We start from the raw sequence: 13798 nt of genomic DNA on the forward strand, positions 1-13798 counted from the left end.
CAGGCCTGGTCCCCAGCGTTGCTGGAGCAGGGGCTCCTGCGCGGTGGCGACATCAAGGAAGCCTTCAGCCGGGCGTTCGCGCGATGACGGGACGGGGGCGCGGGCGGGGGCCCGGGTGGCGTGGCTCGCCAGCGCGCGGTGGCGCGACGGACCTTCGGTCTCACGCGCGATGCGCTGGGCCTCTTCGACGTGGGCTTCGGCGCGCTCGGTGGCCACGAGGCGCGGGCGCTGCGAGGCGCGCACCTCCTCCTTCGTGTCCTCCGTGTACTCGAAGTGGAACAGGCGCTTGACGACGAGCGTGGCGTACGCGCCCGGGGGCAGCGTGAAGGCCACGTTGACCTTGATGGCGCCGCGGTTCACGTCGTCGTTCTGCGTGCGGCCCACGACGAGCTTGTGCGGGAACATCAGGAGCGGGCGCTGCTCCTCCTTGAAGTACAGCAGCCGCTCCGCGTTCTTGATGCGCAGGTCGGCAAGCTGGAGCTTCTCCTTGCCCAGCACCCACGCCATGGCCTCCGCCACCTTCGGATCCTTGAAGGTGGTGTCCGGCCCGACGAGCGGGAACGTCGCCTCGCGCAGCGTGGCCAGGACCTCCGGGCTCGCGTCCCGGAAGTGCAGCAGCGTGCCGGCCTGGTAGCGCATGGGGAACATGTGCTCGCGCGGCAGCAGCAACTGGAGGTAGCGCCGGACGCCCTCGTTCCAGAGGTAGCTCTGGTATTCGAAGAGGATCATCGCCCGGTAGTCCGAGTCGATCTGCAGGAAGGCCCGCATCCAGTCGCCCGGCTGGTCGCGCAGGCTCTTCAGGATGCGGTGGTACTTCTTCGCGCCCTCGAAGGGCACGCGCGCGTCCCAGCGGCCCCAGTTGTCGCGCCAGAAGCCCTTCACCTTGGCGTCCTCGGTGCGATCCAGCTCCGAGGGGCGGGCGAAGTAGTTGTGCAGCGCCGCTTCGAAGTCGCCGCGGATGATGTCCTTGGCGATGAAGCCCTGGCCGTGCTTGAGCGCGCCGAAGCGCTGGCTGTCGAAGTAGTTCACGACGCCCAGGCGGTTGACCTCGGCGGTGGCCAGGTTGAGCGGCGCCAGCGAGTCGTGCGTCAGGTCGCGCACGGTGACGGAGAAGCGGTTGGACGTGATGTTGCGCGCGGAGAGCGCCTTGTCCGTGCGGCCCAGGAACTTCAGGCGCAGGTCGGGCTCCTGCATGTCCACGTCCGCGCCGTCCACCGCGATGATCTGTTCGGTGCGGCCCTGCTTGTCCTTCAGGCCGCAGTAGCTGATGGAGCCCGGCTTCAAGCCGAACTTCGTAATGAGGCGGTTGACCGCGTCAAAGGTGGACAGCTTCTGCTTGTCCATGAGGTAGACACGATGCCGCCCATTGGCGGCTTCGTCGAAGCGGTAGGACTCCTTCACGGAGAAGTCCTCGGGTTTTTGCTTGATTCGCACGACAGCCCCCTTAGCAGCGTGGACGCGCGGAATGAAGCGTTCGCGCCCGAAATGGGCATAACCTGCAACCCCATGAGACCTCTTCCCGTCCTCCTGCTCCTGGGACTCGCCGGCCTCACCGCTGGCTGTGCCACCCCACTTTCCACGATGCAGACGGCGAAGACGCTGGCGCCCGGCCAGGTCCAGGTGACGGGCAGCGTGGGGGTGTTCGCGCCGGTGGGGACCTTCGCCCAGGTGGTGGACGTAGGCATCGACCAGGGGCGGGAGGCGAAGGACGCCATCGAAGAGGGGCGCGCCTACGAGCTGTCAGAGGAGGACCAGCAGCGCCTGCTCACCGCGGGGGTCGCGCTGGTGGTGGCCCCGCCGGGCGTCAACCCGGAGCTGATGGTGCGGGTGGGCGTGCTGGACGGGCTGGACCTGGGCGGGCGCTTCAGCGGCAATTCCCTGCGGTTCGACGGCAAGGTGCGGCTGGCCCACGGGGGCGAGGACAGGAACCGCTCCTATGACCTGGCCCTGGGGCTGGGGGTGTCCAAGCACCTGTTCTCCGGGGCGGTGCTGGACGTGCTGGAGGTGGTGCAGTTGGGGGACTTCAACCGCTGGGACGTGGAGGTGCCCCTGTACATGAGCGCGGAGTACGGCGACGTGTTCAAGCTCTACGGCGCCCCCAAGTACGTCTACAGCCACACCCGCCTGGATCCGGAGCTGGTGGACTTCTCCCAGCAGGGCGCGCCGGTGACGGGCTTCGACGTGAGCCTGCCCACCACGGTGTCGAGCCACTTCGTGGGCTCCACGGTGGGGATCGCGCTGGGGTACCGCTACGTCCACATCTATGCCGAGATGACGGGCGGCTACGTCTTCTGCAAGCCGAACATCTTCGGGGCGAAGCGGGACATCGGTGGGATGACCTTCCTGCCATCCATCGGGCTGGCCTTCCGCTCGCCCGGCCCCAAGCCCGCCGCGTCGGCGGCGCCTGCTTCCCCGGGGACGGTGGCCCCGCCTTCGATATGAGCGGGGGCTCCCCGGGGACTGACCGGCCGTGCAGGGTGTTGGTGGCCAGCCCGTGGGGGGTGGACGCGAGCGTTCCTTTGGGGCAGAAGGCTCTGGTAGTGTTCGGGCCGGTGAGGATTCGCGCGTGAACCAGGCACCCGCCCCATTCCCGCCCAGGTCCGGGTCGCACCCGCGCGGGCCGCACCTGACGGGGCGGTTCGCGGACGGGACGCTGGGGGAGTTTCCCCTGGGCCCGACGACGTCGCTCGGCCGCCACCCGTCCAACACGCTCAGGCTCGTGGACCGGGAAGTGTCCAAGGAGCACGCCACCATCGAGAAGGTGGGGCGCGACTTCGTCCTGCGCGACCTGAACTCGTCCAACGGCACCTTCGTCAACGGGCGCCGGGTGACGGGGGAGATGCGGCTGCGCGACGGGGATGAGATCGCCCTGGGCTCCTCCCGGCTCGTCTTCCACAGCGGGGATGCCGCGCCGGGGCAGGGCAACAACCCGCCCACGCTGCCGGGCGTCACGGTGGTGGCGAACGCCGTCTCCATGCCGGCCTTCCTGGCGCAGATGGACCAGGTGCCGCAGAACTTCCGCCCGTCTGATCAGGTGACGGACACCGCCGCGCTGCGCCGCGACTACGAGAAGCTGCGCCTCGCGCACGAGTTCCACCGGCAGGTGAGCCTCAAGGGCAACCAGGCCGACCTGTTCGAGCAGATCCTGAAGGTGGCCTTCGAGCTGCTCGCGGCCGACCACGGCGTCATCCTGAAGGTGGGGGTGGAGGGGGAGTTCATCCCGGCGGCGGTGCACCACCGGCAGGGCAAGCAGGTGAACGTCATGCTGTCGGACACCGTGCTCAAGCGCGTGGTGGAGACGGGCAAGGCGGTGCTGACGGCGGACGCCATCATCGACGAGCGCTTCTCCGCCGCGGAGAGCATCGTGGCGCAGGGCATCCGCTCCGCCATGGCGGTGCCGCTGATGGTGAACGGCGACATCCAGGCCGTGCTGTTCCTGGACAGCCGGCAGCAGATCAACGCCTTCTCGGAGAAGGACCTGACCATCCTGTCCGGCATCGCCGCGCAGGCCGGCATCGCGCTGGAGAACGCGGCCCTGGCGGAGCAGATCCGCAACGAGGCGGTGACGCGCGCGGAGCTGTCGCGCTTCCTGTCCAAGGCGGTGGCGGACGCGGTGATCAACGGCGGCACGGAGGACCTGCGCCAGAGCCGGCTCGCGGAGGTCAGCTGCCTGTTCGCGGACATCCGCGGCTTCACCACCCTGGCGGAGAGCGACTCGCCGCAGGAGGTGGTGTCGATGCTCAACAGCTTCTTCACCGCCATGGCGGACGTGGTGTTCCGCTACGAGGGCAACCTGGACAAGTTCATCGGGGACTGCGTGATGGCGGTGTGGGGTCCGCCCTCGTCGCATCCGGATGATCCGGCCCGGGCGCTGAGGGCGGCGCTGGAGATGCAGGACGCCGTCACGGAGCTCAACCGGCAGCGGGTGCTGGACGGCAAGAAGCCCATTGAAGTGGGCATCGGCGTCAACACGGGGCAGGCCGTCGTGGGCTACATGGGCAGCGCGGAGCGGCACGAGTTCACCGCCATTGGCGACACCGTCAACACCGCGTCGCGGCTGTGCGGCATCGCCAAGAGCGGCGAGGTGCTGGCGTCGGAGGCGACGGTGCGCAAGTCCGGGCCGGGCTTCGACGTGGAGGAGCTGCCCATGCTCCAGGTGAAGGGCAAGGAGAAGGGCGTGCAGACCTTCCGCGTGCATGGCGCGGAGCTGACCACCTCCACCTCCCGCAAGGTGCGCTGAGCGTGCGCGCCATGACCACGACGCAGTCGTGCCCCAACTGCGGCACGGTGCACGACACCCGGGTGTACGTGAGCGGCCAGAAGGTGGTGTGCCGCTGCGGCATCCGCTTCGAGGTCCGCCGCGCGGACGTGTCCGGCATCCGGCCCGCCGAGCAGTCGCTCAGCCGGCCGCCGGCCCGCGTCGAAGAGGAAGGCGTCGCGGTGACGTTCACGCCGCGCCCGGTGGGAAATCCGCCGGAATCCATGTCACCTTCCGCCACTGCCGGTGTTGGGGTGGGCAGGGAGGACAGCAGGGTGGGACAGGCGACGGAGCCGAGCGACGCACCTTCGGGAGCCCCGGCCATGGCCGGTCCGGCTCCTGAGGCCGTGCGCGCGGAGTCCGCTGCCGGGTCCCCGGGGGGCACTGCGATGAACGTCCTGAGACCGGATGGCGTGGGCAAGTCGGGTGAAGGTGAGACGCCGGTTTCGCTCGCGCCGGCCGCGGAGGAGGGCCCGCGGGCGCACACGTCCGGGGTGGCGCTGCCGTCGTCGAAGCCGGAGCCCAGGGACCCGGCCCAGGACGAGGCCACGGTGCTGCGCCCGCCGGCGCCCGCCCGTCAGCCCCGGCCCCCGCTGGACACCGGCTTCCAGGTGGAGAACGCGGAGACGGTGGTGTCGGGGGCGAAGCCCCAGCTTCCGGGCCTGGAGCTGCTGGAGGTGCTGGGGCGCGGCGGCATGGGCGAGGTGTGGCTCGCGCGGCAGCAGTCCCTGGGCCGCACGGTGGCGGTGAAGCTGCTGCCGCCCCGGCTGGCGAAGGACGCGGAGTTCGTGTCGCGCTTCGACAAGGAGGCCACGGCGCTCGCGGCCCTGAGCCACCCCAACATCGTGCAGATCATCGACCGGGGCGTGGCGGGCGAGCACTACTACTTCGTGATGGAGTACGTGGAGGGCCAGTCGCTGCGGCACGCGCTGAGCGGCGCGGATCCGATGCCGCCCCAGCAGGCGCTGAAGGTGCTGCTGCAGGTGGCGCGCGCGGTGGAGTGCGCGCACGACAAGAACATCATCCACCGCGACCTCAAGCCGGAGAACATCCTGCTGGACGGGCGGCAGCACGCGAAGGTGGCGGACTTCGGGCTCGCGGGCATCCGCCAGCCGGACTCCCAGAAGCAGCTCACCGCCACGGCGGTGGCCATGGGCACGCTCAACTACATGGCCCCGGAGCAGCGCCGGGACGCGAAGAACGTGGACGGCCGGGCGGACCTCTTCTCGCTGGGCGTGATGATGTACGAGGCGCTCACCGGCGAGCTGCCCGTGGGCCGCTTCAAGCTGCCGTCCCAGCGCGTGCGCGGCCTGGACCCGCGCGTGGATCCGGTGGTGGAGCGCCTGCTGGAGACGGACCGCGAGGCGCGCTACGCCACCGCGAGCGAGGTGTGCGAGGCGCTGGAGGCCCTGGTGTCGTCCTCGTCGTCGCCGCACGTGGCGCCGGCGTCGGAGCTGGCACGGGCTCGCGCGGACCTGGCGCACACGGGCCGGGGCGTGTCGAGGCCCGAGACCGTCATCCTGGACAAGCTCCACGCGGGCTGGGGCCGGGTGCGCACCGGCCTGTCCGTGGTGGGGGGGCTGGCGCTCCTGGGCTTCGCGGTGCGCGCCTTCGTGGGGCCGGTGAGCCTGCACCTGGGCCAGGACGACAAGTACGTCCTGGGCCCCCAGGGCCTGAAGGTGAAGCCGGGGCAGGGGCACTGGCCGCCCAACACGGAGGGCGAGGTGTTCGCCGGCCTCAAGCTCACGCCGCCCACCGGCAACGGCACGGCCTCCACGCTGGAGGTGGGGTTCGAGCAGGGCACCGAGGAGCTCAACGTCCACAGCGGCAACTGGCGCATGCAGGATGGCGAGCTGCAGGTGGAGCAGGGCGGCATGGAGACGGACGGCAACCGGCTGGTGCCGCGCGCCTACCTGGCCCACCGCTACTTCATCAGCGACGACTTCACGGCGGAGGTGCTGATGGACGTGAAGCCGCTGGGCCGGGAGTTCTCCGTGGAGGAGGACGCGCAGCACTTCGGCGAGCTGGCGTTCCGCATCCGTGACGTGCAGGTGTCCGTCTTCGCCATCCCGGACGTGGGCATGCGCCTGTCGTGGCGCTACATCTCCTCCGAGGACGGGCGCGAAGTGGTGGGCAACAGCGCCGACGACACCCGCAACCTCGTCGGGGATGAGATGCCGCTGCCCCGGCATGGCCCGCTGCTGGTGCGCCTGGAGCTCAAGAAGCAGAAGAACGGCGTGCGGGTGGACGCCTTCCTCAACAAGAAGCGCTTCGCCACCAAGATCCTCCCGGGCTTCGAGGGCCGCGTGGGCAAGCTGGCGCTGGGGTGCCGCAACCTCAAGTGCACGTTTGATGACCTGAAGGTGGTGAGCCCGCTGCAGGCACGGCCGGTGCGCCGCGTCGCCGCGGGCGCCGAGTAGCCCCTCCCCCGGGGAGGGGCTTGCCGCCCCACCGGCCCGTTTCCATCTTGCTCCCGCCGGGCTCCGCGTTCGCGGGGCCGTCCGGCTCCCGGGTGGGGGTGAGCATGGGCATGGACCTGGGGAGACTCCTGTGGGTGCCGGCGTGCGCGGCGGGCCTCGCCGTGGTGCTGCTGGCGGCGTTCGCCATTGGACGGACGCCGTCGCGGACCATGCCGCACTGGCTGCTCGCGGGCTTCGGGGCGCTGTCCCTGGGGCTGGTGCTCTTCGTCCCGTGGCTGCGAGGGGCGCCCCTGGTGCTCGTCTCACCGGACGTGCTCGTCAAGGCGGTGGGCGGGGCGCTGCTGGTGCTCGCCGCCGGGGTGTCGGCGCGGGGCGCGCGGGTGCGGCTGCGGGCGGAGGCGCTGCTGGGCACCGCGCCGGTGCCCCTGGACGAAGCGGTGGCGGCCCTGCGTGCGGGGCGCTCCCCGGGCTTCGGCGTGTACCGGGGACGGCTGGAGTCCCCGGAGACGCTGGTGTCGCCGGGCGGCGTGCCGTGTGCCTTCTACGACGCGGCGGTGCACGCGGTGGGCGCCCACGGCCGCAAGGGGCCGCTCTTGTCGCGCGAGCGCGCCTATTCGCCGGTGTTGATGCTCCGGGGGGAGCGCACGCGGGCGTCGGTGGGCTTCGCGCCGTCGGGGCTGCTGGCCCCGGTGGAGGTGCGCCGGTGCGTGGCGGCGCCCGCGCTCACGAAGGCGGAGCTGCTGGGTCCGCCCGCGGAGGCGCTGTCCTGGGAGCGCGTGGGCACTCCGGGGGAGGCGTGCTGGGTGGTGGGGGAGCTGCGGCGCGGGCCCCGCGACGGCACCTACGAGCTGCGCGGTCGCGGAGGGCGTCCGGCGCTGCTGGTGCTGGGGGGCGAGGCCACGGGCACCGGCGGGGTGCTGTCCCGCCGGGCCTGGAGGCACTTCGCGGCGGCCGGGGCGCTGTCCCTGGCCGCCGTCTTCATGCTCGCCCGGACCCTCTGAAGGGCCCGGACGGGAACAGCATCAGCCGACGTCCACCTGGCAGGTGTTGCGGCAGCCGTCGCGGTCGTTGGTGTTCGCGTCGTCGCAGGTCTCACCGAAGTCGAACTGGGTGACGCCGTCGCCGCAGCGGGCGTTCCAGATGCAGGTGAGGCTGCACTTGTTGTAGCCGGGCCCGTTGAGGTTGCCCTTGTCGCACTGCTCGCCCACGTCGACGGCGCCGTTGCCGCAGGTGGACTTGCACTCGGTGCGCTGGGTCTCGAAGTTGTTCAGGGTCAGCTTGTACGAGGAGCCCGTGATGTGGCGCTCCGCCTGGAACACGACGACCTCGTAGATCTTGCCCTTCACCAGCCCCAGGTCACTGACGGTGGTGGCATTCGCCAGCGACACCTGGCCGTCCAGCGGGCCGTGGACGCCGCCCAGGTCCAGGGCGAGCTTGCCGTTGATGTACACGAACACGTCGTCGTCACCACGGAAGCTCAGGACCTCGGTGCCCTTGAACTCGAACCAGTAGCGCGCCTCGCTGGTGAAGCTGAAGTTGCGCGCGATGCCGTTGCCGTCGTTCTGCTTGTTCTCCTGCATCGAGGCCACCCAGCCGAGGGCGTCGAGCGGGAAGAAGCTCTGGTTGTCGAACACGTAGGAGCCGGTGCCCTGCTTGTTCAGCTTCAGCGTGCTGACCACCGTCTTGTTGACGCCCGGGACGTCGCGGTACCACTGGTCGAAGGCCGTCTTGCCGTGGGTGGTGTTGGAGGCGACGCCGGCCTTGGCGTAGGTAGGCTTCAGGTTGGTGAGCGTGGAGGTGTACAGCGGGCCAACGATGCCCGTCTCCCCGCCGTTGGCGTCGTCGAAGTCCGGGTGGGTGGTGGCGGGGTAGGCGCCGCCGACGGGCTGGTTCTTGCCGCGGAAGTCACGGTAGACGACGGGGACCTCCACGGAAGCCGGCGGGGACTCGGTGATGCGGGTGCAGGCGAAGCCTTCCTCCAGCTTGCACGTGCTCGAGCAGCCGTCGTTGGCGCGGACGTTGCCGTCATCGCACTGCTCGGTGGTGTCACCCGGGAGGATGACGCCGTCGCCGCAGATGGCCTGGCAGGCGCCGTTCACGCACTTGGGCTCCAGCACGCAGAGCGGCGAGCAGCCGTCGCCCATGTCGTTGTTGCCGTCGTCGCACTGCTCGGTGCCTTCCTTCTTGTTGTCACCGCAGGTGGTCCGGACGCACGGCTTGCCCGGCTCGCACTTGTAGCCCGGCTCCAGGCGGCAGATGTCGCTGCAGCCGTCGCCCTTGGCGGCGTTGCCGTCCTCGCACTCCTCCTCGCCCGCGATGATGGAGTCGCCACACTGGGCCGCCCGGCAGCGCTGACCCTGGAACGGGCAGGACCAGCCCTGCTCAACGACCTTGCAGTTCGCGGAGCAGCCGTCGCCGTCCGCCTTGTTCCGGTCGTCGCACACCTCGCCCGTCACCCCGGCGTCCGTCACTTCGCCCGGCTCCACGAGGCCGTTGCCGCACGCCGTCGCGACCACGCACTTGTTGCCCGGCGTCGGACACTCGAAGCCGTCCTCCACCTGCGTGCAGTCGCTCTTGCAGCCGTCACCGCTGATGGTGTTGCCGTCGTCACAGGCTTCGGTGGAGTGCTTCTTTCCGTCGGCACAGACCGCGGGACCTTCGACAGGGCCTCCGTCCGGGCCGGCGTCCGTGACGGGGGTGCCACCGTCCTCGTCCGGGTCCTCGCTACCCGGGCAGGCCGTCAGTGTGAGCAGTAACGAGGCGAGCACGAGGCCCGTGAATCTGAAGCGAGAGGAGGAATGTTTCAGCATGCGACGGATGCTGGAAGGCCGTACCCCCGGGTGTCAATGAGAACAGGTGCCTTTGTACCCAGGCGGCGCGTGAACATGCAGAAAGCCCGTACCCCTGTACGGTTGTGCGGACTTCCTGCCTTTCTTCCTCGCTGAAGCGCCTACATCGACTCCAGTTCTCGCCCCTTGGTCTCCTTGATGTAGCGGGCGGCGAAGAAGGCGGAGAACACGGCGGCGGCGGCATACAGGCCGTAGGCCCAGCCCAGTCCGAGGGCCTTGAGCGACGGGAACGTGGCCGACACGGCGAAGTTGGCCAGCCACTGCATCATGGCCGCGACGGACAGCGCGATGGCGCGGATGCGGTTGGGGAACATCTCGCCCAGGAGCACCCAGACGACGGGGCCCCACGAGAAGCCGAAGAAGACGACGTAGAGGTTGGCGGCGATGAGCGCCGTCGTGCCGGCGGCGCCCTGCAACGCGGGCTTGCCCGCGGCGTCCAGGGGCGCGGTGCCGAAGAGGTACGCCAGCAGGCCCAGCGTGAGCGCCATGCCGACGGAGCCGATGATGAGCAGTGGCTTGCGGCCCAGCCTGTCCACGAAGACGATGGCGACGAGGGTGGTGACGATGTTGGTGACGCTGGTGATGACGGTGATGATCAGCGAGTCCTGCTCGGAGAAGCCCACCGCCTGCCAGAGGACGCTGGAGTAGTAGAAGATGACGTTGATGCCCACGAACTGCTGGAGCATCGCGAGCACGATGCCGATCCACACGATGGGCTGGAGGCCGAGCCGGCCGCCCTTCAGGTCCGCCAGGCGTGGCGTGTAGTGGGCGCGCAGCGAGTTGCGGATCTCCACGACCTTGGAGGGCGCGGTGTCCCCCTCGATGTCGCGCAGGACGGTGAGGGCTTCCTGCTCACGGCCCTTGGCCACCAGGTAGCGGGGGGACTCGGGGATGAAGATCGCGCCCAGGCCGTAGAGGAGGGCGGGCGGCAGGCCGCTGAAGAACATCCAGCGCCACGCGGTGATGCCGAACAAGCCCGGGTTGGAAGCCGAGCCCGCCGCCCACGCGATGGCGAAGTCCCCCATCAGGGCCATGAAGATGCCCACCACGATGGCCAGCTGTTGCAGCGACGCGAGCCGCCCGCGCAGGTGCGCCGGGGCGATCTCCGCGATGTACGCGGGCACGACGACGCTCGCGGCGCCCACGCCCAGGCCGCCCACCAGCCGCCAGAAGCTCAGGTCCCACAGCGAGAACGCGAACCCGGAACCCAGGGAGCTGAGGGTGAACATGACGGAGGCGACGATCATCGAGCGCGTGCGGCCATGGCGGTCCGCGACGTGTCCCGCGGAGAAGGCGCCAATCGCCGAGCCGATCAACGCGGACGACACCGTCAGGCCCAGCGCCCAGCTGCTCGCGGCGAACTCCGCTTGAAGGGCGCCGACGGTGCCGTTGATGACGGCCGTGTCGAAGCCGAAGAGGAAGCCGCCGATCGCGGCCACCACGGAGATGATGATGATCCGGCCGGCATGTGTCTCCGGCTGCTCGGTGGGGCGCCTGCCGGCCGGGGCATCGAGGACATCCGCCATGACGTGCTCCTTCCCAAGGGGCACGTCCTGCACGGGGAACCCGGAGAGCCGCAGTCCCTGCCTCCCGGTGTCCGGCCCTCGCGGTTCGCACAACGGCCCATGGGAGAGGTGGCCTTCGCCCCTGTTGGAGGGCACCCTCGGGCACCGCATCGCTGGACCGTCTGCCCGCTGGGGGACGGAGTGCGGCCAGGACAGGCGACGCGCCCTCAGCCCTCTTCTGCCAGGCCGTACTCCTTGAGCTTGCGGGCCAGCGTGTTGCGGCCGATCTCCAGCGTCCGCGCCGCCGCGGTGCGGTTGCCCTTCACCGCCTCCAGCACGCGCAGGATGTGCTGGCGCTCCACTTCGGCCAGCGGCAGCAGGAGCGGGGGTTCACCCGCGCCCTTCAAGGCCGGGGCTTCCGGAGGCAGGGGCGCCGCGGGGGAGGGCGCCCGGTCGAGCGAGGGCAGGGGCAGGTGCTCCTCCAGGATCTCCCCCTCCGACAGCACGACGGCGCTCTCGATGCAGTTCTCCAGCTCGCGCACGTTGCCGGGCCAGCGGTAGCGCTTGAGGCGCTCCAGTGCGGCGACGCTCAGGCGCGGCGGGGTGAGGCGGTGGCGCCGGGCGGCGGTGGCGATGAAGTGGCGCGCGAGCCGCTCGATGTCCTCCGCGCCGCGCTCGCGCAGCGGGGGCAGGAGCAGCTCCACGACCTTGATGCGGTAGTAGAGGTCCTCGCGGAACTTCCCTTCCGCCACCATGCGGGGCAGGTCGCGGTGGGTGGCCGCGACGATGCGCACGTCCACCTTGACGGGCTGCGTGCCGCCCACGCGCTCGAACTCGCGGTCCTGCAGCACGCGCAGCAGCTTGCCCTGCACGGCCTGGGGCAGCTCCCCCAATTCGTCGATGAAGACCGTGCCGCCGTCGGCCGCCTCGAACTTGCCGGGCACGCGGTGGTCCGCGCCGGTGAAGGCGCCCTTCTCATGTCCGAACAGCTCGTTCTCGATGAGGGACGCGGGCAGCGCCGCGCAGTCCACCTTCACGAAGGGCTTGTCGCGGCGGGGGCCGTTGACGTGGATGGCGCGCGCGAAGAGCTCCTTGCCGCAGCCGCTCTCCCCGCGCAGCAGCACCGTGGCGTCCGTGGGCGCGGCCTTCTGCACCAGGCGGTAGAGGGCCTTGAGGGGCGGAGCCTCGCCGATGATGCGGTTGAAGAAGTAGCCCACCGGGGCCTGCGGCTGATCCTTCGCGCGCTGGAGTTCCTGGTAGAGGCTCGTCGTCTGGAGCGCGGTGCTCACCTGGGCGGCGATGGCGGTGAGCCGCTGGGTGTCGTCCTCGGTGAAGGGCCCACCGCCCCGGCGGTTGAGCACCTGGAGCACGCCGTACACGGCGCCGGCCGCGTCGCGCAGCGGCACCGCGGCGAGGCTGATGGTGCGGTAGCCCGTCATCCGGTCGATGTCCGCGAAGAAGCGGCGCTCGCCGCGCGGATCCGGCACGTGCACGGGCTCGCCGGACTCCGCCACGTAGCCGGCCACGCCCTGGCCCAGCTTCACGCGGATCTGCGCGACCTCCGGCAGGTGCGCCGCGCGGCTGAACAGCTCGCGGCGCGCGGGGTCCAACAGCCACAGCGTGCCGCGGTCCGCCTGGAGCGTGATGGCGATGCGGTCCACCAGCGTCTGGAGGAAGGCATCCAGGTCCACCTCGCGCCCGACGAGCGCGCCGAACGGGAGCAGGACCTGCGTGACATCCGGCGGGGACGGGGGCATGGCGGCGGGCAGCGGCGGCAGCGTGAAGGGCTCGCCCTGCACTGTAGCGCAGGGCTCGGGGCTCGGCAGGTTCATGCGCCCGCCGCGCGGCCCAGGAGCATCCGCTGGCCCTCGCGCGCGGGCTCGGTGAAGGGGAACAGGCCGCGCGCCTGCTGCGCCATGTCCTCCAGCAGGTCGTCCGCGTGCGCGGGGTCATGGTGGAAGAGGAAGAGCCGCCCGGCGTGCAGGTCCTTGGCCACCTTGGCCGCGTCCATCATCGTCGAGTGGCCCCAGCCCTTCTTGGACATGCCCTTCTTCCCCTCGTACTCGTCGGGCGTGTACTGCGCGTCCAGGCACAGCGCGTCCGCGCCCTCGAAGTGGCGCGCCACGTCCGACGTGAGCCGCTCCGGCAACTCCACGTCCGTGGCGTAGACGAACGAGTGCCCGTCCGCTTCCACGCGATAGGCCATGCACCCGTCCGGGTGCGGCACGTCGATGGGCGTCACCTTGAACGGGCCCACCTCCACCGTCTGGCCGTGCAGCGCCGCGCTGAAGGTCATCTTCGAGCGCATCGTGGACAGCGGCACCGGGAACTGCGGCGGGCGCATCTGCTGCGACAGCGTGGACTCCAGCGCCTGCGCGCCGTTGGCGCCCGGGCCGTACAGCGTCAGCGACGTGGTGGGCAGGTACGCGGGCGTGAAGAAGGGGAAGCCCTGCACGTGGTCCCAGTGCAGGTGCGAGAAGAACATCGTCACCTTCTGGGGCGCGCCCTCGCGCATCATCACCTCGCCCAGGGTGCGGATGCCCGTGCCCGCGTCGAGGATCAGCCGCTCGCCCTGGCTCGTCACCTCCACGCACGCGGTGTTGCCACCGATGCGCGAGCCCGACACCGCGATGCTGCCTCGAACGCCAAAGAACCGGATTTCCATGATGTTCCTCCTGATGCTTCCGGCACCCCGGGGGCGCCCTGACACGAGGGGGACAGAGCACGTCCGGTGCCAGGGCCAAGGGGCTGGAATCACTGGGGGTG

At 70.5% G+C, this 13798-nt stretch carries 9 protein-coding genes; 4 read left to right on the forward strand and 5 right to left on the reverse strand.

All coding sequences use genetic code 11. The annotated features are described in order from the left end of the window. Positions 1-1434: tRNA pseudouridine(13) synthase TruD (truD, locus tag D7X12_RS30775; protein ID WP_244224878.1), on the reverse strand; the 1434-nt coding region annotated here is incomplete at its 3' end. Between the two features lie 72 nt (positions 1435-1506). Here truD and D7X12_RS30780 point away from each other — a divergent pair. From D7X12_RS30780 to D7X12_RS45165, 4 genes are all read left to right on the forward strand, one after another. Then, on the forward strand, positions 1507-2442 hold the full coding sequence (locus D7X12_RS30780; protein ID WP_120628816.1) for a type II toxin-antitoxin system TacA family antitoxin: 936 nt from the start codon (positions 1507-1509) through the stop codon (positions 2440-2442). Between the two features lie 124 nt (positions 2443-2566). Next, on the forward strand, positions 2567-4240 hold the full coding sequence (locus D7X12_RS30785; RefSeq protein WP_120628817.1) for an adenylate/guanylate cyclase domain-containing protein: 1674 nt from the start codon (positions 2567-2569) through the stop codon (positions 4238-4240). 11 nt (positions 4241-4251) lie between these two features. Continuing rightward, complete coding sequence (locus D7X12_RS30790; protein ID WP_120628818.1) at positions 4252-6678, forward strand: serine/threonine-protein kinase; 2427 nt, start codon at positions 4252-4254, stop codon at positions 6676-6678. Positions 6679-6788: 110 nt separating this feature from the next. Beyond that, entirely contained in the window at positions 6789-7679 is an 891-nt protein-coding gene (locus D7X12_RS45165) for a hypothetical protein (RefSeq protein ID WP_120628822.1), read from the forward strand. 21 nt (positions 7680-7700) lie between these two features. On the opposite strand, the gene D7X12_RS30800 is transcribed toward D7X12_RS45165, so the two are convergent. From D7X12_RS30800 to D7X12_RS30815, 4 genes are all read right to left on the reverse strand, one after another. Further along, positions 7701-9488, reverse strand: coding sequence for a DUF4215 domain-containing protein (locus tag D7X12_RS30800; RefSeq protein ID WP_120628819.1), 1788 nt, complete (start codon positions 9486-9488; stop codon positions 7701-7703). A gap of 140 nt (positions 9489-9628) precedes the next feature. Then, a complete protein-coding gene (locus tag D7X12_RS30805) occupies positions 9629-11053 on the reverse strand; it encodes a sugar porter family MFS transporter (protein WP_120628823.1) in 1425 nt (474 codons plus the stop codon). A 206-nt stretch (positions 11054-11259) separates the two neighbouring features. Beyond that, positions 11260-12864 (reverse strand): sigma-54-dependent Fis family transcriptional regulator, encoded by a 1605-nt coding sequence (locus D7X12_RS30810; protein ID WP_120628820.1) that lies wholly within the window; start codon positions 12862-12864, stop codon positions 11260-11262. Further along, positions 12861-13697, reverse strand: a complete 837-nt coding sequence (locus D7X12_RS30815; protein WP_120628821.1) for an MBL fold metallo-hydrolase — start codon at positions 13695-13697, stop codon at positions 12861-12863. The genes D7X12_RS30810 and D7X12_RS30815 overlap by 4 nt, the downstream gene beginning before the upstream one ends. Between the last annotated feature and the right edge of the window lie 101 nt (positions 13698-13798).

Origin of the sequence: Corallococcus sicarius, assembly GCF_003611735.1 — a bacterium.
Taxonomy (GTDB): domain Bacteria; phylum Myxococcota; class Myxococcia; order Myxococcales; family Myxococcaceae; genus Corallococcus; species Corallococcus sicarius.